The sequence below is a fragment of the Pseudooceanicola endophyticus genome, from assembly GCF_018760365.1.
GTDB lineage: Bacteria > Pseudomonadota > Alphaproteobacteria > Rhodobacterales > Rhodobacteraceae > Pseudooceanicola > Pseudooceanicola endophyticus.
Map to the genome: position 1 here is coordinate 307,361 of NZ_JAHIAB010000005.1, position 17,227 is coordinate 324,587.

Consider the following 17,227-nt stretch of genomic DNA (forward strand, 5'->3'; position numbering starts at 1 on the left):
GCGCTGACGACGGGGAACCGCCCCCCAGAGGGCGGGAGAGGCAGAAAGGGACGGATGAACATGGGCAGCGGCATCGGCGTCGGAATGCGGGGCGGCCTGAGGGCCGGACTGCTGTGGGGCAGCCTGCTGGGCCTGGCCCTGCTGGCCTATGGCGGGGCGCAGCTGCCGCCGCCGGGGCAGCAGCAGCGCGCCATCGCCGCGGGGCTGGCGGCAGAGCTGGCCCGCCATGCCCTGAGCCGCGCCGAGGCCCCGGTGGCCCCGGTGCCACCGGTCGACAGCCCCGCCACCGGGCCCGTCGCGGGGCAGATCGCCACCGGGGCGGAGCCCGAGCCCGAGCCGGAAGTATCCGCACCCGATGACGGCAAGGTGGTGCTGGCCCCGGGCAAGCCCCCCGCCGGACTGCCGGCCGCGCGGGAGGTGGCCCCCGGCGTGCCGGCCCCGCAAGAGATCGAAACCGATGCCCCCGAAGCGCCGCTGCCCGATCCGGTCACCGCGCCCGCAGAGACCGGGGCGCCCGCACTGCCGGGCCGGGCCGGGGCGCCGGGCCGCCCGCTGGACCCCGAGACGGTGCCGCGTCAGGTGCCGGGGCTGAAGATCACCGGTTCCGCCCCGGCACAGAAGGCCGCCGGACCCGCTGTCACCTCGGAGCTGGGGGCGGAGTTGGCGGCCGGGCCGCCCGGCGGTTCCGGTGCCGACAGCAGGGCCCTGCTGCCGGAAACGGAGCGCGCCCAGCCCGAGGACCGGCCCGCCTTGCCGGTCCCCGAGGAAGCCCCCGAGGCGCCGCCCGCCCATGGCACCGCGCAGCACGGCACCGCCGCCCGCCCCGAAACCCCGATGATCGCGCTTTCCGCGCCCGCCGCCCCTGCCGTTTCGGATGCGCTGCCGGGCATTGGCGGGCGCGCGATGGCCGCTGAGCCGGCGCTGAAGGCCAATGCCGCCCCGCCCGTCGCGGCGGATGGGCGGCCCCAGCTGGCGCTGGTGCTGGTGCCCGAAACGGAGGCCGTCCTGTCAGGGCTGCGCGCCTTCGACGGCCCGCTGGCCCTGGTTCTGGACCCCGCGCAGCCGGGCGTCACGGCGGCAATGCGGCGGCTTCGGGCCGCCGGGCGCGAGGTGGTCATCGGCCCTGTTTCGGGGCGGCCCGCCGGCTGGATCGCCGCACTGCCCGCCGCCGTGGCGGTGCTGGAAACGGCGCCCGATCCGCTGGATTCGGCGGCGCTTGACGCGCTGGCCGCCAGCGGTCACGGCCTTCTGCTGGGGCCCGGGGCCACCGGGACGGACAGCGCTGCCGGGGCGCAGGGTCTGGTGCTGGGGCAGGTGAGTGCCGTCACCGATCCGGAGCGGGCGGCAGAGGCGGCGCGCAGCACCGGCGGGGCCATCGCGGTGATGCCGCTGACCCCGGAGACGCTGGCCCGCCTGCTGGCCTGGCGGCTGGGACCGGAGGCCCGGGCGGTTCAGCTGGTGCCGCTGTCGCAGCGCCTCGATCCCTGACGGGCCGTCGCTGGCCGACCCGCCCTGACTGCGCCTGTGGGACTGTGCCTATCGGACTGCGCCTGCCGGGCGGCCCCGGCCCATGGCGCCCTGCCGTCACGAAAAATGCCGGCTGCGGGGCAGCCGGCATTTTCGATTTTCCCAACGGGGCGGCGGTTCAGCGGAACTGGCCGTTCACCGCGTTCACCGCATCCTCGTTGATCTTCACGTCCACCCGGGCGCGGACGTCCTTGATGTAGGCCTCGTAAAGATCCTGCGCCAGCGAGGAGGAAACCCGGCTTTCGATCTGGCTCTGCATCGACTGGTTGTCGCTGTCGTCCGCTGCCGGCTGGGCCACGCTGTCGAGGCGCAGGATCAGCACCCGTTCCTCGTCGTCGAGGACCTTGTAGTCGCCCTTCTTCATCGCGAAGACGGCGGCGTTGAAGCCATCGGGCGTGCCCAGCACAGAACCGTTGCGGGTCACGTCGGTCTCGGTGGTCAGTTGCAGGCCGGTCGAGGCCAGCGCGGTCTTGCCATCCTTCATCTGCTGGATCAGGTCCTGCGCCTGGGCGTCGAGCGCCTTCAGCGTCTGCGCCTTGGTCCAGGCTTCGGCGACCTTGGATTTCACGTCCTCGAAGGGCTGCGGCGCCGAGGGGATCTCCTTGTCCAGACGCATCGCGTAGATCGAGCCGTCATCCAGCTCCTTGATCTCGGGGTAGTCGTCTGCGGTCAGCTTGGCGGCTTCGACCCCGAAGTCGGAATAGGCCGCGATGCCGTCGGTCATGCCCTTGTACCAGTCGATCGACTGAAGCTGCATCTTGCTGTTCTTGGTCAGGTCCTCAAGCGTCGCGCCACCGGCCAGCTCATCCTCCAGGTCGCTTTCCTTGGCCGCGACGGCGCGGCGGGCGGCATCGGCGGCCAGGTCTTCGCGGATCTGTTTCTCGGCCTCGGCCTTGGGGGTGCTGTCGGAGGTCAGGATGCCGTTGATGCGATAGAGCGCCGGGCCCAGATCGCTGTCGACGGGGCCGACCACGGTATCGGACTTGGCTGCGAAAACCGCGTCGCCGGCGGCCTTGGTCGACAGGTCGGACTGCGCCACGTCGCCCATGTCGATGTCCGACAGGTCGAGGCCGCGCGATTTCACCAGCGCGTCGAAATCCATGCTGCCATCGTCAAGCTTGGCCTTGGCGGCCTTGGCCGAGGCCGCGTCCGGGAAGACCAGCCGTTCGACCAGGCGACGCTCGGGGCGCTCGAACTCGTCCTTGCGCTGTTCGTATTGCGCATCGATGTTGGCCTGGTCCACGTGGACCTCGTCCAGCAGGTCATCGGGCGACAGGATCGCGTAGGTGATGCGCTTCTTCTCCGGGTCGGTGAACTCGGCGATATGGTCCTTGTAATAGGCCTGAAGCTCATCCTCGGTGGGGGTGGCAACCGGGGTCTTCAGGTCTTCCGAGGTCATCACGCCATAGGTCACCGCGCGGGTCTCGCCGATGTAGGAGGCCAGGGTCTTGGCATAGGCGGCGGGCATCCGGGTCGAGGAGACGATGGCGCCCTGCAGGATCGAGCGGGCGCTTTCGTCGCGCAGGTCGGATTCGAAATCGGCCTGGTGCAGGCCGACGCGCTTGAGCGCATCATTGTAGTTCTCGCGGCTGAACTTGCCGTCCAGACCCTTGAAGGCCTGGATCTGCTCGATCTGCTTGGCGACATTGGCGTCCCCGACCGACAGGCCGATCTTCTCGGCCTCGACATCCAGCGCGCGCTGGTCGACCAGCTGGGAGATCGCGGCATTGGGGATGCCGAACATCTGCGCCTGCTGGAAGGTCAGCTGGTTGCCCATCTGCTGGCCGATGCTGTTCATCTGGCTTTGCACGGCATTGGCATAGGCGCTGGCCCGGATGGGCTTGTCGCCGACCTTGCCGATCGTCGTGACGGTGCCGGAGAAGCTGGTCGCTCCGAAGCCCCCAAGGCCGAGGATCAGCAGGATCATCAGCCCCCAGACCAGGGATTTCGATTTCTTGGCCGCCATGCGGTGTCCTCCGCTCGTGTCGGGTCCGGCGGCGTGAAGCCGGGCCACGGAATGGTTGCGCCGGGAAGGCCTTCCCGGCGTGGTCGGCCCTTGTTAAAGCCTGAGCAGGTACGGGGCAAGCGCACCCGAACCTGCCGGTTTCACGTTCCGCTCAGGCGGTCATGCGTTCGACGAAGGCCTGGATGCCGGGCACGTCGAGATTGGCGAAGGCCACGCGCATCTGGGCGGCGCCCAGCGGATCGCCTTCGGGCATGAACATGGTGCCGGGCAGCATCAGCACGCCCCTTTCGCGCACCAGCCGCGGCGCCAGATCGGCCGAGGAGGTACCGGTCTCGGGGTGGGTGAGATAGGCGAAATAGGCACCGGCCTCGTGCAGGATCCAGCCCTTGGTCGCCAGCGTCTCCTTCGCCGAAAGGATCGCGGCGCGACGTGCCAGGATCTCGGCGCGCTCGCCTGCCAGCCATTGCGAGAGGTTCTCCATCCCCCAGAGCGCGGCGCGCTGGCCCAGCGTGGGCGCGCAGATCACCACCGCGTCGTGGAATTTCTCGACCTCGGCCAGCAGCGCCTCGGAGGCGACGATGGCGCCGGTGCGGTGCCCGGTCAGCCGGTAGGCCTTGGAGAAGGAATAGAGATGCACCAGCACATCTGCCCAGTCCGGATCGGTGAACAGGTCATGCGGCGCACCGGGGCGCGAGTGGAAATCGCGATAGGTCTCGTCCACCACCAGCTTCAGGCCGCGGGCGCGCGCCAGGTCGCGGAAGGCCGCGATCAGTTCGGGCGGGTATTCCGCGCCGGTGGGGTTGTTGGGGCTGACCAGCACGATGGCGCGGGTGCGCCCGGTGATCAGGGCGGCGGCTTCCTCCGGATCGGGCAGCAGGTTGGCCCCGGTGCCCAGCGGCACCGCCTTCACCCCGGAAATATCCAGCCACATCTTGTGGTTGAAATACCAGGGCGTCGGCAGGATCACCTCGTCCCCCTCGGTGGTGAGGGCGGCCATGACGGCGCAGAAGGCCTGGTTGCAGCCGGCGGTGACGGCGACCTGTTCGGGGCCGATCTGCCCGCCATAGGCCTGCGACCAGTCGGCCGCGATGCGTGCGCGCAGCGCCGGCAGACCAAGGTCGGGGCCGTAAAGATGGGTCTCGGTCTCTTCCAGGAAGGCGGCCATGGCGGCGCGCATCTGCGGCGGGGGCGCGGCCACCGGCGCAGCCTGGGAGACGTTGATCAGCGGACGCTCGGGGGGGAAGGTGACGCCGGCAATCCAGCGGCGGGCCTCCATCACGGGCGGGGCGAAGGTGGATGCGGTGCGGGTCAGGGTCATGACGCGTCTCCGGGTCTGGCTCAGGCGCCCGGTTCGGGGCTGAGTTCGTGCAGGCGGGGAATGCCGGGCATTTCGATGAAGCCCGGCAGGCTGCGGATGGCGCGGGACCAGGCGCGGATCGCGGCATAGGGCGCCAGCGATACGCCGCCGTCGGGGGCCAGCATCACGTCCGGGAAGCAGGCGATATCCGCCAGCGTCGGCGCGGGGCCGGTCAGGAAGGCATGGCCCAGGGTCTGGCGGTCGAACAGCCGCGCCTCAAGCTGGCGCAGCAGGCGGGTGCCGTCGCGCTGTGCCTGGGCCAGATCGCCCGGCGCATCCATCATGTCGATGCGGCGCGCCAGCCCCAGCGTGCCGGCAAGGCGCTGCGAGAAGGTCAGCCATTCGGCCTGGCGGGCGCGCTCGGTCGCGTTGTCGCCGCCCCAGTCGCCGCCGAGGTAGATCAAGATCGCCGGAACCTCGGTCAGCACCAGATCCCCCGCCACCAGCACCGGGAGCGTGGCGCGGGGGTTCATGTCGCGGAAGGCGGGCGTCAGATGGTCCTTGCCGGGAAAGACGTCGGTGGCGACGGTCGTCAGGCTTTGGCCGGTCAGCGCCGCCAGCAGCCGCGCCTTGTAGCAATCGGGGCTGAGCACCCAGTCATAGAGTTTCATTGGGCCTCCAGTTGCGCGCCGTAGGTGTAGTCGTGGGATTTCAGCCAGCGCCGGTAGGCGATGGAGGTCATGTCGGCGCGGGTCGGGATCTCCTTGCCGGGATCGAGCGGCAGCAGGGCGGGCACCTGGTTTTCCAGGATGGCCCGGTCCTGAAGGAAGATCATCTGCTGGAAACCCACCAGATCGGCCTGGCTGCTGGTGTCGTCGTAAAGCGCCATCCAGGGCCAGGCGACGCAGGTGGTTTCCGTCAGGGGCTGGACGAAGATCGCGATCACGTCCCAGGCTTCGGGTTTGGAAGGGCAGGTCTTGTAGAGCACCGAGGCCGTGGGCAGGGGCACGCGGTACATGTACTCGATCTCCTGTCCGCCCTCGGCGGCCTTGGCGGCCTGGGGCTGGTAGAAGCGCACCTTGGTGGCCCAGACCTCGTCCTCTTCCTCGCGGATCTTGACCTCGTAGCGGTAGACCTCGGTATGGGGTTCGGCGCCCAGGATGTCGGTGTGCACGAAGGGGAAATGCGCGATGTCGAGGAAGTTTTCCACCGCGCGCAGCGGCGAGCAGGCGACCCGGACATGGCCGCAGGGCACGAAGCGGCGGCCGGGCTCCTCGGCTTCGGGGATCGCGAAGATCGGCTGCGAAGGCGTCCCGAGCGAGGTCCAGACGTGATCATAGGCCACGGTGACCGGCAGGTCGCGGCCCTCGGCGTCGCAGGCCTGGATCTGGCCGGCCTTGCGGAACAGGCGGATGGGTTCGCCCATCAGCAGGGTCTCGCGGCCCGGGGCGGAGGGGATGTCGTCGGCGGCGCCAACGGGGAACCAGCAGTCCTTCATGCGATGTCCTCACTGTCCTCGAAACGGGTACGCAGGGCTTCCAGACGGTGCGAGGCGGCGCGCTGGCCGGCGGCATCGAGGCCGGGCCCGGTCAGGGCATGCAGCACGCAACGGCCCTGCGGCAGTCCCTGAAGCAGCAGGTGCAGCCCGTCGAACTCGATCACCACGCCGTCGCCCAGATGGTCGCGCAGCGCATCCTCGGAGCGCTCGACGGTGAGCGAGCGCAGCGGCGCCAGCGCCCCGGTGTCGGGCGGGGCGCCGCTGCCGGTCTCGGACACCCAGATGATGCCGGTGGCTTCGGTCACGGACCAGGCGGGGACGCAGATCGCCTTGTTGGGCTCCAGCTCCGGATGGGCGGGAATCTTGCGGCACTGGCCTTCAAGGTCGTAGCGCCAGCCGTGGTAGAGGCAGCTGAGCATGTCGTCGCGCACGAAGCCCTGCGACAGGCGCATGCCGCGGTGCGGGCAGCGGTCGTGCCAGGCAGCGAGGCGGCCCGAGCGGCCGCGCCAGAGCGCGAGTTCCGTGCCCTCGGCGATCACCGGGATGGCAGTGGCGGGGGCGAGGTCGCGCGACAGGGCGACAGGGGTCCATTGCGGGGGCGTTCCCTGAGAAGGGGTCCGGGGGGTGTCAGTCATCTGCGGCTCCGTCCGGGGCGTCGGGGAAAAGGGGGAAGCGGTCGATCTGCTCGACCCAGATGTCCCAGGGGCCGAGCGAGCAGCCCATCTCCATCGCGTCGAGCAGGGCGGGCGGACCGGTCAGCAGCAGCGAGACCCGGGCCTCCTGCTGCGCCAGGTCCCGGCACTCCAGCCCCAGCCGCGCGCCGTGGCGGCGGATCCAGGGCGGGAAGGAGGCCGCGCCGACCCGGCCGCGGATCTCGAACCGTTCGGTCCGCTCCGGTCCGGTTCCGTGCGCGACGGTCCCGTTCTGGGCGCCCCGGGGCGTATCGTTCTGGCCTGTGTCGCTCTGATCTGTGTCGCTCTGGTCGGTCATGGCAGATCCGGTCTTGTCCGTCGCTTCCGTGATAGGACGGGTGTCGGGCGATGGCGACAGCGCGGTGCCGCGACGCCGGGGCAGGCGGGGCCGCCGGGCGGGCAACTGCCCAAGTGGCAGGCGGCGGCGGTCTGTGCGAGGCAGGGCCTTGCCCGGGGCGGGGGCGGTCGGGGGCGGCGGGTGGTCGGGGGCGCTGCCCCCCTTGCGTCTGCGGCGCAATTCCCCCGGAGGTATTTGAAACAAGAAAATGCCGGACAGCAAAAGGGCGCCCGGATGAGGGGCGCCCCGGACGCGGGTCAGACGGTGCCGCGGAACGGTTCCACGTATTGCAGGGCCATGTCCCAGGGGAAGAAGATCCAGGTGTCCTGGGACACTTCGGTGATGTAGCTGTCGACCTGGGGCTTGCCCTTGGGCTTGGCGTAGACGGTGGCGAAATGCGCCTTCGGATAGAGCTGGCGCACCAGTTCCAGCGTGCGGCCCGAATCGACCAGGTCGTCGATCACCAGGATGCCGGTGCCGTCGCCCATCATCGCGGTGTCGGGGCTTTTCAGCACATGGGCCTCGGACTGGGTCTGGTGGTCGTAGCTTTTCACCGAGATCGTGTCGACGGTGCGGATGTCGAGTTCGCGCGAGATGATCATCGCCGGGGCCATGCCGCCGCGGGTGATCGCGACGACGGCCTTCCAGGCACCGCCTTCGAGGGGACCCTTGCCGTCGAGGCGCCAGGCAAGGGCGCGGGAGTCGCGATGGATCTGGTCCCAGGAGACATGGAAGCCCTTCTCGTGGGGCAGGCGATCGGTCATGGCGGTCTCTCTTCTCTTCTTTTTCTTGCGGTTGGTCTGCGGGCGCTGTCTCAGAACGCCGCGATCTTGATGCCAAGGGCCGCCAGAAGCGTGCCCAGGACGCGGTCGATCGGGGATTTGAGACGTGTATAACCTGCGCGCGTGCGTTCAAGCGAGAAAATCCTCGCGACGAGCAGGTTCCAGAGCACTTCGTTGGCGAAGACCACCGCGAGGATCGCGGCGAACAGGCCCGGCGAGGCGTCATGGGGAACGAGGGTGACGAAGACGGCGCCGAAGAAGATGGCGCCCTTCGGGTTCGACAGCTGGGTCAGCGTGGCGCGCAGCGTGCAGCGGAGCAGGGCGCGGGCGCCGGGGGCGGCGGTTTTCGCCTCGACCTCTGCCGCCGTGAGCCCGAGCGGCTGCGCGGCGCCGCGCCACATCTTCCAGGCCATGTGCAACAGGTAGAGCGCGCCGATGACGCGCAGCGCGATCAGCAGCTTCGGGGCGAACTGGAACAGCGTGGCCAGCCCGAGCACTGCCGCCGCCGCCCAGATCACCGCGCCGATGCCGACGCCGGTGGCGAAGGCCGCGCCGCGGCGCATGCCGCCGGTCATGGCGGTGCGCATGGTCATCAGCACGGCGGGGCCGGGCGAGATCGCCGCCACCAGGTGGACGGCGAAGACGGTCAGCAGGATCTGGGACATGGCTGTGCTCTGGATCGGGCTTCGGGGGGCAGACGGCAAAGGGGCCGCCCGGCGGGTCTGCCGGGCGGCCCGTGTCTGTGGTGGCGCCGGGTCGGGCCCGGTCGCGGGATCAGCTCTTGTCGATGTCGGGGGCGTCGACGGCCTTCATGCCGACGATGTGATAGCCCGAATCGACGTGCAGCGTCTCGCCGGTGGTGCCGGAGGCCAGGTCCGACAGCAGGTAGAGGGCGGCCTTGCCCACATCCGCCGTCGTCACGTTGCGCCGCAGCGGCGAGTTCAGCTCGTTCCACTTCAGGATATAGCGGAAATCGCCGATCCCGGAGGCCGCCAGCGTCTTGATCGGGCCGGCGGAGATCGCGTTGACGCGGATGCCGTCCTTGCCCAGATCCTCGGCCAGGTACTTGACCGAAGCCTCCAGCGCCGCCTTGGCCACGCCCATGACGTTGTAATGCGGCATCACCTGCTCGGCGCCGTAATAGGTCAGCGTCAGCATCGAGCCGCCTTCGCCCATCAGCTTCTCGGCGCGCTGCGCGACGGCCGTGAAGGAGTAGACAGAGATGTCCATCGTCAGGCTGAAGTTGGCGCGGCTGGTGTCGACATAGCGGCCGCGCAGCTCGTTCTTGTCAGAAAAGCCGATGGCGTGAACGATGAAATCGATCGTGCCCCAGTCGGCCTTGATTGCGTCGAAGCAGGCGTCGACGGACTCTTCCGAGCCGACGTCGCAATCGTAGAGCTTGGTCACGCCGAGTTGATCGGCGAGCGGCACCACGCGCTTCTTCAGTTGATCGCCCATGTAGCTGAACGCAAGCTCAGCGCCGGCATCGGCGAGCGCCTGCGCGATGCCCCAGGCAATGGATTTGTCATTGGCCAGGCCCATGATCAGGCCGCGCTTGCCAGCCATGAGGGTGTTTGCCATCGTAGCGCTCTCCGCCCTGTAACTTCCGGTCAAACTCCCTTAAGCGATAGGGGGGGGCGCTTCAAGCCTGCCTTCGGGGGCAGTTGGCCTCGAAGCGCACGTCCCCGTATGTTTCTATCGGGAGTAGAAGACCATGTCCGACCGCAGCGGGATTTTCGCCGGGGACGATCCCTTCCAGATTGCGCAGAGCTGGCTGGCCGAGGCCACCGAGGCCGAGATCAATGATCCCAATGCCATTGCCCTGGGCACTGTCGATGCCAATGGCCTGCCGAATGTGCGCATGGTTCTCTTGAAGGAAATTACTGCAAGGAGTTTCATCTTTTATACGAATTACGAAAGCGCTAAGGCTGGCGAGCTTGACCTGGCCGGCAAAGCGGCGTTTGTCATGCACTGGAAGAGTTTGAGACGCCAGATTCGTGTCAGGGGACACGTGTCACGCTACGATGGTAAGGACGCCGACGCCTATTACAATTCGCGTTCGCTCAAGTCCCGGCTTGGGGCCTGGGCGTCGCGCCAGTCCCGACCGCTGGAGTCGCGGGCGGCGCTGATGGCCGAGGTGGCTAAGGTAACGGCCCAGAAGGGAATGACGCCGTCGCGTCCTCCGTTCTGGGGCGGGTATGAGTTGGAACCGGTGGAGATCGAGTTCTGGGCGGACGGTGCGTTTCGGTTGCATGACCGGTTCCGCTGGACGCGCAACGACATGTCTTCCGGTTGGAACATTCAGCGCCTCAATCCCTGAATTCGCAATTATGGCGGGGTGGGAACGGGGCCGCCGCGCAAGCGGTCGATTTGGGGACAGGCTGGGGCGCGTCGGGACAACGCGCTGCGGCCCATTAATTTATGGAGTAGGGCTTGAATAAGCACGAGCAAGATGCCCGAAACGTGATCGGACGCGTAAAGTGGTTTGATCCGGCGCGGGGCTTCGGATTCGTGGTGGCCGAGGAGGGCGGGCCTGACATTCTTCTGCACGCGAATGTGCTGAGGAATTTTGGTCAGAGCACCGTGGCCGATGGAGCCAGGGTAGAACTGGTATCGCAGGTGACGCCGCGTGGCGTGCAGGCGGTGGAAGTTGTCGAGATCCTGCCGCCGGAGAATTCCGACAAGGCGTCGCTGGAAGATTTCCGCGCGCTTGGGGAGGAGGAGCTGAAAGCCGCACCGCTGCAGCCGGCGCGCGTGAAATGGTTCGACAAGGCCAAGGGGTTCGGCTTCGCCAACATCTTCGGCAAGAACGACGACATCTTCATCCACGTCGAGGTGCTGCGCGCCTCGGGACTGGGCGACCTGTCACCGGGCGAGGCCGTGGCCTTGCGGGTGATGGATGGAAAGCGGGGGCTGATGGCCACCGAGATCTGCGCCTGGGAGAACGCCACCCATTGACCTTTTGCTGCCGGGCGCCACCATGCGTCCGGCAGTTTCATAGTCCGGGAGCGCGTCGATGCGGGGGATCTGGTGTGGCGCTCTGGCGCTTCTGGTGATGGCTTCGGGGCCGGCGATGGCTGCCTGCCGGGCGGACCGGGTCGAGCTGCGCGGCAGCGGCGGTGTGGCCCGCTTTTCCGTCGAGATCGCCGATGATGCCGCCGAGCGGGCCCAGGGCCTGATGTGGCGCGAGACGATGGCGACCGGTGCGGGGATGCTTTTCGTCTATGAGCGGGCCCAGCCGCGCATCGCCTTCTGGATGAAGAACACGCTGATTCCCCTCGATATTCTGTTCCTTGATGCTTCGGGGACGGTCCGGTCGGTCGCCGCCAACGCGGTGCCCGGCGACGAGACGGATCTGCCCGGCGCCCCCGGCAGCCAGTTCGTGCTGGAGATCAACGGGGGGCTGGCGGCGCGCATGGGGCTGGGGCCGGGCACGGTGATGCGCAGCCCCTACCTGGACCAGTCCGCCGCCGCATGGCCCTGCACCGACTGACTCTTTCGGGGCCCGCGTGCCGGCCCGGCCGCCGGGTCCCCCCTTGGCGCGTTGCGGGCTTTTCGGGGCGGCGTCCGGCGGGTGACGCAGGGCGCTGCAGCTTGGGTCTTTTCAATCCCCTTCCGCTTCGCTAGAGGGAGGGCACGGTCCGGGGCGTAGCGCAGTCTGGTAGCGCACCTGTTTTGGGTACAGGGGGTCGTGAGTTCGAATCTCGCCGCCCCGACCATAAATCAAAGGCTTACGGAAGCTTCCGTTGTGACATTTGGTGCCGTTGTGACGGCTGTTGTGACGAAAGGGTCAGCTGCCGCTGCGCAGCTTCACCACCTTGGCAATCGACTCACTGCGACCACGGGCATAGCGATCGGTGGTCGAGACGTGCAGATGCTGTCCGGCGTCCCGTAGAATGAACGGATCCACCCCTAGGTTCTTGGCCTCGGTCAGCGCGCCGGCGCGGGTATCCATCACCGTTAGATCCTTCGGCAAGCCCAGATCGTCACGGATGCGACGGAAGACCTGGCTCCAGCCATAGCGGGTATAGGGCAGGCCGGTGCGTTCGCTGGTGATCACTGGGCCACTGCGGCCGCGCAGCGCCAGGATCGACAGGCGGGCCCGAATCTCGGGCGCGTCGGTTAGGGCAAAGCGGATCGGGTCGGGCATGGATTTCGAGGTCTTCGAGATGACCTTGTCGAAATAGGTCAGTCCGGGGTCCAGCATGTCCCAGGTCAGCCCGTCCTGCCAACGTTCGTGGCTGTCGGGCAGGTGCCGATTCTTGCGATCACGCTCGCGCTTGCGGACGATGCCGGAGGCATCTGCGTCGCATTCCAGCCACTGGCCGCGCACATCGACCGCGCGCAGGCAGAAGACCCACTGAATCAGCAGCCCGGTCGCAAAACCGAACAGGCCCCGGGCATCGGCTTCGTCCACGATGGCGCGGATCTGCGCGCGGGTGGGGGTGACGGCACGCCGCGGCGCCGACTGAAAGCGCATGTCGCTCAAGATCTCGGATACATCGCGGGCGGGGGCGTATTTCACCAGCTTGCCGTATTTGGCGACCGTCCGCAGCCGGTCGAACATCCTTGAGACATAGCCGTCGTTGCGCCCCTTCGCCTTCATCGCGTCGCGCAGGTCGCAGATCATCACGTAATCAGTCTTCGACACCAGTACATGGCCGATGGCCGCATCCCAGCGATCCAGCGCCCAGATATAGCCCTCGCGGGTGTTCTGCTTGACCCCGTGAATCGGGCTGTGCCGGTCGGTCTTGTAGCGGTGGATCAGCCAGCCCCAGGTGCCCGGTTCGTGCTTGTCGATGGAGACGCCGAAAAAGGCCAGCATCTCTCGGGTCAGCTCGCGGCATTCGCGGGCGCGCAGCAGGTCCTGGCCGTCGCCGTGTTCGCCGGTCAGCCGCACCGAGGTCTTGGCATAGCCCATCTGGCGGAACTTGCCGCTGGGCTTCCAGTACCAGTAGTTGCGGCCCCTGACCGCACCCGGGGCATAGGACGGGTCGGACCCGTCCCACAGGGCTTCCTTGTAAGCCATTGGTTCACTTTCGTCCTGAAGAAATGGGCAGGTCAGAGCGCGCCGAGGTTGAGGCGGGGTCTTTCGCCGTCCTCGGGCATCTTGTCGCCGTCCCGGATGCGGCGGCGGGTCTCAAGCCAGGCCATGACATCGGCCTTGATGTACAGTTTCAACAGAGGATCGGGCTGGGGAAAGCCCTTGGCCTCCAGCGTCCGGCGCCGGTCCGAAAAGGCACCCGGGCTGAGCCCCAGGAACTGCGCCGCCCATTTGGAACTGCCGCAGGCGGCCTCGGCAGTCAGCGAGTGATCAGCCATGTGTGCCCCCGAGCCCGGTCGCAGCGGCAAGGAGCGCGGCAGCGAGGAAGGCGGAAAGCGCCGCGATCCCGGGGAGCAGGTCGTGGCGGGGTTCGGGGGCACGGGGCGCATAGTCCAGCCGCATCCTCAGAACTCCCTTTTCATGTTGCGCAGCATGATCCGCATTTCGCCGGCTAGGGCGGTGCAGACGCGGCGCAGATGGGGGTTGTCGGTCTCGTCGGCGATGCGCTGCGCCTCGTCCTTGGCGCGTCTCAGGCGGGTGATTTCATCAAACATGTCAGGTCTTTCCGGTGGTGGCTGTCACTGTCGGGAAGGATGCGGGCTGCTCCGATCCAATCGGGGCGGCCCGTTTGCGTTTCGGGGTGTCAGGCCGCGATCTGCTGCAGGGCATGGTTGCCCCACTGATCGGCGGCGGCCTCGGCCAGGCCCTCGAAGGTCCGGCTGCGGATCTTCCAGCGGTCGGGCCCGGGCGGGGCGCGGTGGATCGCGGACCAGGCGGCGTGGCGCGCGGGATCGTTCGCCCGGCGGGGCGGCGTCAGGCGATCCGTGGCACGCAGGGGCGGCAGGCCGCGCAGGTAGAAGCCGGTCGCCTTGAAGAACGGCTCTCCGAACCACCAGGGCTGGACGATCTGCGGGCGCGGAAGGTCGGCGGGCAGGCGTTCGCGGGCATGGCGGTGCATCACCGGGTTCTCGATGGCGACGCGCGGGATCTCTGCACGCCAGCAGGCGCTGAAGAGCGCCGCGCCCGCGTCCAGCTCGGCCCACATCTGGGGCAGGGTCTTGCCGCGCGGCGGTCGGTGCAGCCAGCGGACGCCGCTGTTGCAGAGCCGCGTGCAGGGCGGATGCATGACGGCCAGCAGGTCCCAGCCGTCGTGCAGGTGGTCGCGGATGTCGCCGGTGATGTGGCGGTTGCTGCGATCCTCGGCGGGCAGCAGATCGCAGGACCAGGCCTCATGGCCGCGCGCCGCGAAGGCCCGGCGCAGGACGCCGCTGGTTTCGCAGCCGATCAGGATCTTCATGGGGTGTCTCCGGGCATGGGGAAGCCGCCGCCAGCCGCGTCTGCGGTGGCCTGTGCAAGGGCGGCACGGGGTGGGGGTGTCAGGCGGGGCGCTGCGCGGCGAGGGCGCCTTGCGCGCGGTCGCTCCAGCGGGCGGCAGCGGTGGCCTGGGTGCGGCCAAAGGCGCGGACGCCGTGCAGCTCGATCTGGAAACCGCCCATGGGCGTGGGGGCGAAAATGCCGCCGGTTTCGATCACGGCATTGGCGAGGGTCTCTTCGCGCTCCAGGGCGTTGCGTCCTTCGAGATTGCGCAGGCAGAGCGCCAGCAGGTCGTGGATCCGGGTCATGGCAGCGGCTCGATCTGGTAGTCGACCAGGCCCCGGGTGCGGGCTTCCTCGCGGGCGGCGGCGGTGTTCCGGCAGATCCACCAGCGGCCCGTCTTGCAGCAGGTCAGCAGCATTTCGGAGCCCCGCTCAGGCCGCGGCGGGCCATGATCTCGCGCACCCGCAGGAGGGCCCGCTGCGCGTGGGGCTGGATCTGTTCGGCGACGGTCGGTGGGGTGGAAGGCGTGGTGCGCAGGTAGGCCGGCGCCAGGCGCGAGAGGCATTCCGGGCTGATCGCCTCGCCGCGCGCGGCCTTGGCGCGGGACCAGGCGGCGCGGGCGATCTCGGGGTGCGACAGGGCGATTTCCGGCGAGCGGATCAGCGCATGGCAGTCGGTGGTTTCGGGCAGGGGCATGGGGTCTCCATCGGGTTGATGGAAGGGAAGTTGTCCGAAAAATTCGTACCAGTCAATACGATGGTCCGAAAAAATCAGACTAAACTTGGCTGTTCATTCCGGCACGATGTGTGGCATATTGAGATCAAAACGAGAACACTTCGGAATCGACTTATGACTTTTGTGTTTTGGGCGGTCTGGGCTAGAAGGCTTGGCTTTGACCTAAACTGGATCTTTGACCCGGTTACCCGGCTTCGCTTTGGGCCGCAGCCGCCAGGCGCTCTCGGACTTCGGGGTTCAGCTGCACAAAGTCCCCATGGAAAAGGAAATTGAAGTCAATTCCGTGCGCTCGGTAGAAGTACCGAGCGGTTGCAATGGACGGCGCGCCGCGTCCTTCTTGCGAGTGATATGTCTGTTTCGCGATGCCGACGGCATCCGCGACGTCCTTTTGGCCAAGCCCGGTGGAAACTCGGGCGGCGATCAGGCGCAGTCGGATCGCCTCGTTTGAGGTGTCGCCAAGTCGAAACAGCTTCTCAAGCTCGTCATGTGTCATGGGTTCTGTATCGTCCTTGGTCCGAAAATTTGGAACCAAAACGTGTCGGACTATTGACGGTCTGAAAAATTCGGACCATAGCTTCCCGCTATGTATGGAGCTCCTCGACAACTTATTGAAGAACTTGGTGGCTTTCGGCCTGTCTCAAGACGCTTGGGCATCGCGGCGACTACGCTGCACAGTCACATGACGGCGGAGAAGTTGCCGGCGAAGCTCTACCTCGCGCTTGTCGCGCTCGCGGATGAACAACAACTTCCCAGGCCGCCGACTTCTCTCTTCAAGTTCATAGTTCTTCGTGGGGGAGACGACATGCCTGTCTCCCCGCCGCGGTGACGCCGCATGATCCGTCCCTTGCTTTCGTGCGAATGCTTTGACCGACCGGGTCTGCCCTTTGTTGCCATCGGGCTCTCAAAATTCCAAGGAAATGAGGTTTCGCAATGATCCAGGTCTACGAGGGCCCGGCGATCCGTGCCCTGTTCGGACAGATGGTGCGTGACTTTGGCGGCGTCGAAGCTGCGGCCGCGCTACTGGGGTGTTCCAAGGGTACCATCTCGAAGCAATGCAATGACCAAATGCCGATCCCTACGCGCCATTGGGCCGCGATGGAGGATGAACTAGGGCGCTGGCCCATTACTGATATGCTGGCGGACCGACGCGCTGGTCGTGGCGCCAAAGGCATCCTGCAGGAACGGGCGGCGCAGGTCATTGCCGAGAATGGCGACGTGGCCAATGCGATTTTCAGGCTTTTGGGGGGCGGCGCTGTCGATCTGGCAGTGAAGGAACTACGCGAGGCCATTTCAGCTTCGCAGGATCTTTTGGCTCTTCTTGAGACGGAAGGTCGAAAAGATGCATGAGCCTCTGAATTTCCGAGGAAATATGGGTTCGACCGCCAGATCTATCTCAGGCGGCTCGCAGATGGCCGGCTGTGGAAGTTGGGCGCAGAGCCCGCCGGACTGGGCGGGGCTCTATGACCGCGCCCTGGGCTCGGGTCTGCTGATTACGGGGCCGTTTTCGGCCCTCACGCCGCATCTGCGGGGCCGCGTGGCCTATGTGGCGACGCCGGGCCAGCCGGGCCGCGCCACGTCCCGCCAGCTGCGCGGGGCGGCCCGCTGGAGCGGCCTGTGCACCGCCTGCGGGATTGCCGCGCTCTCGCCCCAGGTGCTGGCCGCGGCGCTGCTGGCGGGGCCTGAGACCGGGCTTGCCACGGCTGAGCGGGTGCCCGGCTTCTGGTCGGCCTGGTCGTTCCGGCTGCTGCTGGCTTCGGGGGCGGTGCTGGTGCCGCCGGTGCGCGGCTGGCGGCAGGCGCCGGAGGTCTGGGGCGTGGCCTCCTGGGCGATCCGCCACAACGTGACGCTGGCCGTGGTGGCACCCGATCCCGAGGGGCTCCCATGGGCCTGAGCCATGTCACCCCGCGCGCGCGCGAGCCGGGACAGCCCCGCGCCACGGCGCTTTGCGACACCTGTGGTCGTGTCGAAACCTTTGCCTGCCCCAGCCGGGGACAGGCCGAAATTTCCCAGAAGATCAATCGCATCGGGTGGG

At 67.7% G+C, this 17,227-nt stretch carries 22 protein-coding genes and 1 tRNA gene; 7 read left to right on the top strand and 16 right to left on the bottom strand.

The window, feature by feature from the left end; translation table 11 throughout:
• Positions 1-54: 54 nt before the first annotated feature.
• Positions 55-1,488: a polysaccharide deacetylase family protein gene (locus KM176_RS11455; protein ID WP_160896746.1), complete on the top strand. Its 1,434-nt coding sequence runs from the start codon at positions 55-57 to the stop codon at positions 1,486-1,488.
• Positions 1,489-1,645: 157 nt separating this feature from the next.
• Here the strand turns inward: KM176_RS11455 and KM176_RS11460 are convergent, their stop codons facing one another.
• From KM176_RS11460 to fabI, 9 genes are all read right to left on the bottom strand, one after another.
• Positions 1,646-3,493 (bottom strand): peptidyl-prolyl cis-trans isomerase, encoded by a 1,848-nt coding sequence (locus KM176_RS11460; protein ID WP_160896743.1) that lies wholly within the window; start codon positions 3,491-3,493, stop codon positions 1,646-1,648.
• Positions 3,494-3,644: 151 nt separating this feature from the next.
• Positions 3,645-4,811, bottom strand: coding sequence for an aminotransferase (locus tag KM176_RS11465; RefSeq protein WP_160896742.1), 1,167 nt, complete (start codon positions 4,809-4,811; stop codon positions 3,645-3,647).
• A gap of 20 nt (positions 4,812-4,831) precedes the next feature.
• Positions 4,832-5,461: a glutathione S-transferase family protein gene (locus tag KM176_RS11470; protein ID WP_160896741.1), complete on the bottom strand. Its 630-nt coding sequence runs from the start codon at positions 5,459-5,461 to the stop codon at positions 4,832-4,834.
• Complete coding sequence (locus KM176_RS11475; protein ID WP_160896740.1) at positions 5,458-6,288, bottom strand: aromatic ring-hydroxylating oxygenase subunit alpha; 831 nt, start codon at positions 6,286-6,288, stop codon at positions 5,458-5,460. Before KM176_RS11475 ends, KM176_RS11470 begins: the two co-directional genes overlap by 4 nt.
• Positions 6,285-6,923, bottom strand: coding sequence for a Rieske 2Fe-2S domain-containing protein (locus KM176_RS11480; protein WP_202398070.1), 639 nt, complete (start codon positions 6,921-6,923; stop codon positions 6,285-6,287). The genes KM176_RS11475 and KM176_RS11480 overlap by 4 nt, the downstream gene beginning before the upstream one ends.
• Complete coding sequence (locus KM176_RS11485; RefSeq protein ID WP_202398069.1) at positions 6,916-7,278, bottom strand: acylphosphatase; 363 nt, start codon at positions 7,276-7,278, stop codon at positions 6,916-6,918. The genes KM176_RS11480 and KM176_RS11485 overlap by 8 nt, the downstream gene beginning before the upstream one ends.
• A 296-nt stretch (positions 7,279-7,574) precedes the next feature.
• A complete protein-coding gene (gene gpt, locus KM176_RS11490; RefSeq protein ID WP_160896739.1) occupies positions 7,575-8,081 on the bottom strand; it encodes a xanthine phosphoribosyltransferase in 507 nt (168 codons plus the stop codon).
• A 50-nt stretch (positions 8,082-8,131) separates the two neighbouring features.
• Complete coding sequence (locus KM176_RS11495; protein WP_160896738.1) at positions 8,132-8,764, bottom strand: LysE family translocator; 633 nt, start codon at positions 8,762-8,764, stop codon at positions 8,132-8,134.
• A gap of 109 nt (positions 8,765-8,873) precedes the next feature.
• Positions 8,874-9,680 carry an enoyl-ACP reductase FabI gene (fabI, locus tag KM176_RS11500; protein WP_160896737.1) on the bottom strand — a complete coding sequence of 269 codons (807 nt, stop codon included), beginning with the start codon at positions 9,678-9,680 and terminating at the stop codon, positions 8,874-8,876.
• Between the two features lie 133 nt (positions 9,681-9,813).
• Here fabI and pdxH point away from each other — a divergent pair, with 133 nt between their 5' ends.
• The 4 genes from pdxH (at position 9,814) to KM176_RS11520 (ending at position 11,818) form a co-directional block, all read left to right on the top strand.
• Positions 9,814-10,419: a pyridoxamine 5'-phosphate oxidase gene (pdxH, locus tag KM176_RS11505; RefSeq protein WP_160896736.1), complete on the top strand. Its 606-nt coding sequence runs from the start codon at positions 9,814-9,816 to the stop codon at positions 10,417-10,419.
• A gap of 143 nt (positions 10,420-10,562) precedes the next feature.
• The gene (locus KM176_RS11510; protein ID WP_311136197.1) at positions 10,563-11,057 is read left to right on the top strand and encodes a cold-shock protein; all 495 of its coding nucleotides are present in this window, start codon (positions 10,563-10,565) and stop codon (positions 11,055-11,057) included.
• A 58-nt stretch (positions 11,058-11,115) separates the two neighbouring features.
• Complete coding sequence (locus tag KM176_RS11515) at positions 11,116-11,592, top strand: DUF192 domain-containing protein (RefSeq protein ID WP_236045281.1); 477 nt, start codon at positions 11,116-11,118, stop codon at positions 11,590-11,592.
• A 149-nt stretch (positions 11,593-11,741) separates the two neighbouring features.
• Positions 11,742-11,818: transfer RNA gene (locus KM176_RS11520), tRNA-Pro, on the top strand.
• A gap of 71 nt (positions 11,819-11,889) precedes the next feature.
• Here KM176_RS11520 and KM176_RS11525 read toward each other — a convergent pair.
• The 7 genes from KM176_RS11525 to KM176_RS11555 form a co-directional block, all read right to left on the bottom strand.
• Positions 11,890-13,128, bottom strand: a complete 1,239-nt coding sequence (locus tag KM176_RS11525; RefSeq protein WP_160896734.1) for a site-specific integrase — start codon at positions 13,126-13,128, stop codon at positions 11,890-11,892.
• Positions 13,129-13,160: 32 nt separating this feature from the next.
• Positions 13,161-13,421 carry a hypothetical protein gene (locus KM176_RS11530; protein ID WP_160896733.1) on the bottom strand — a complete coding sequence of 87 codons (261 nt, stop codon included), beginning with the start codon at positions 13,419-13,421 and terminating at the stop codon, positions 13,161-13,163.
• Between the two features lie 126 nt (positions 13,422-13,547).
• Positions 13,548-13,697 (bottom strand): hypothetical protein, encoded by a 150-nt coding sequence (locus tag KM176_RS11535; protein WP_160896732.1) that lies wholly within the window; start codon positions 13,695-13,697, stop codon positions 13,548-13,550.
• Positions 13,698-13,786: 89 nt separating this feature from the next.
• The gene (locus tag KM176_RS11540) at positions 13,787-14,440 is read right to left on the bottom strand and encodes a hypothetical protein (protein ID WP_160896731.1); all 654 of its coding nucleotides are present in this window, start codon (positions 14,438-14,440) and stop codon (positions 13,787-13,789) included.
• Positions 14,441-14,519: 79 nt separating this feature from the next.
• The gene (locus tag KM176_RS11545; protein ID WP_160896730.1) at positions 14,520-14,765 is read right to left on the bottom strand and encodes a hypothetical protein; all 246 of its coding nucleotides are present in this window, start codon (positions 14,763-14,765) and stop codon (positions 14,520-14,522) included.
• Between the two features lie 103 nt (positions 14,766-14,868).
• Positions 14,869-15,156 carry a hypothetical protein gene (locus KM176_RS11550; protein ID WP_160896729.1) on the bottom strand — a complete coding sequence of 96 codons (288 nt, stop codon included), beginning with the start codon at positions 15,154-15,156 and terminating at the stop codon, positions 14,869-14,871.
• Between the two features lie 223 nt (positions 15,157-15,379).
• Positions 15,380-15,688 carry a helix-turn-helix transcriptional regulator gene (locus KM176_RS11555; RefSeq protein WP_160896728.1) on the bottom strand — a complete coding sequence of 103 codons (309 nt, stop codon included), beginning with the start codon at positions 15,686-15,688 and terminating at the stop codon, positions 15,380-15,382.
• A gap of 437 nt (positions 15,689-16,125) precedes the next feature.
• On the opposite strand from KM176_RS11555, the gene KM176_RS11560 reads away from it, so the two are divergent.
• Together KM176_RS11560 and KM176_RS11565 are read left to right on the top strand one after the other, a co-directional pair.
• On the top strand, positions 16,126-16,542 hold the full coding sequence (locus KM176_RS11560; protein ID WP_160896727.1) for a hypothetical protein: 417 nt from the start codon (positions 16,126-16,128) through the stop codon (positions 16,540-16,542).
• Positions 16,543-16,603: 61 nt separating this feature from the next.
• Positions 16,604-17,086 (top strand): hypothetical protein, encoded by a 483-nt coding sequence (locus tag KM176_RS11565; protein WP_215558781.1) that lies wholly within the window; start codon positions 16,604-16,606, stop codon positions 17,084-17,086.
• The last annotated feature ends 141 nt before the right edge of the window (positions 17,087-17,227 follow it).

Bases quoted from the DNA above. Each gene is read 5' to 3' on its own strand.
- KM176_RS11455 (WP_160896746.1), top strand. From the start codon at position 55: ATGAACATGGGCAGCGGCATCGGCGTCGGAATGCGGGGCGGCCTGAGG.
- KM176_RS11460 (WP_160896743.1), bottom strand. From the start codon at position 3,493: ATGGCGGCCAAGAAATCGAAATCCCTGGTCTGGGGGCTGATGATCCTG.
- KM176_RS11465 (WP_160896742.1), bottom strand. From the start codon at position 4,811: ATGACCCTGACCCGCACCGCATCCACCTTCGCCCCGCCCGTGATGGAG.
- KM176_RS11470 (WP_160896741.1), bottom strand. From the start codon at position 5,461: ATGAAACTCTATGACTGGGTGCTCAGCCCCGATTGCTACAAGGCGCGG.
- KM176_RS11475 (WP_160896740.1), bottom strand. From the start codon at position 6,288: ATGAAGGACTGCTGGTTCCCCGTTGGCGCCGCCGACGACATCCCCTCC.
- KM176_RS11480 (WP_202398070.1), bottom strand. From the start codon at position 6,923: ATGACTGACACCCCCCGGACCCCTTCTCAGGGAACGCCCCCGCAATGG.
- KM176_RS11485 (WP_202398069.1), bottom strand. From the start codon at position 7,278: ATGACCGACCAGAGCGACACAGATCAGAGCGACACAGGCCAGAACGAT.
- gpt (WP_160896739.1), bottom strand. From the start codon at position 8,081: ATGACCGATCGCCTGCCCCACGAGAAGGGCTTCCATGTCTCCTGGGAC.
- KM176_RS11495 (WP_160896738.1), bottom strand. From the start codon at position 8,764: ATGTCCCAGATCCTGCTGACCGTCTTCGCCGTCCACCTGGTGGCGGCG.
- fabI (WP_160896737.1), bottom strand. From the start codon at position 9,680: ATGGCAAACACCCTCATGGCTGGCAAGCGCGGCCTGATCATGGGCCTG.
- pdxH (WP_160896736.1), top strand. From the start codon at position 9,814: ATGTCCGACCGCAGCGGGATTTTCGCCGGGGACGATCCCTTCCAGATT.
- KM176_RS11515 (WP_236045281.1), top strand. From the start codon at position 11,116: ATGCGGGGGATCTGGTGTGGCGCTCTGGCGCTTCTGGTGATGGCTTCG.
- KM176_RS11525 (WP_160896734.1), bottom strand. From the start codon at position 13,128: ATGGCTTACAAGGAAGCCCTGTGGGACGGGTCCGACCCGTCCTATGCC.
- KM176_RS11530 (WP_160896733.1), bottom strand. From the start codon at position 13,421: ATGGCTGATCACTCGCTGACTGCCGAGGCCGCCTGCGGCAGTTCCAAA.
- KM176_RS11535 (WP_160896732.1), bottom strand. From the start codon at position 13,697: ATGTTTGATGAAATCACCCGCCTGAGACGCGCCAAGGACGAGGCGCAG.
- KM176_RS11540 (WP_160896731.1), bottom strand. From the start codon at position 14,440: ATGAAGATCCTGATCGGCTGCGAAACCAGCGGCGTCCTGCGCCGGGCC.
- KM176_RS11545 (WP_160896730.1), bottom strand. From the start codon at position 14,765: ATGACCCGGATCCACGACCTGCTGGCGCTCTGCCTGCGCAATCTCGAA.
- KM176_RS11550 (WP_160896729.1), bottom strand. From the start codon at position 15,156: ATGCCCCTGCCCGAAACCACCGACTGCCATGCGCTGATCCGCTCGCCG.
- KM176_RS11555 (WP_160896728.1), bottom strand. From the start codon at position 15,688: ATGACACATGACGAGCTTGAGAAGCTGTTTCGACTTGGCGACACCTCA.
- KM176_RS11560 (WP_160896727.1), top strand. From the start codon at position 16,126: ATGATCCAGGTCTACGAGGGCCCGGCGATCCGTGCCCTGTTCGGACAG.
- KM176_RS11565 (WP_215558781.1), top strand. From the start codon at position 16,604: ATGGCCGGCTGTGGAAGTTGGGCGCAGAGCCCGCCGGACTGGGCGGGG.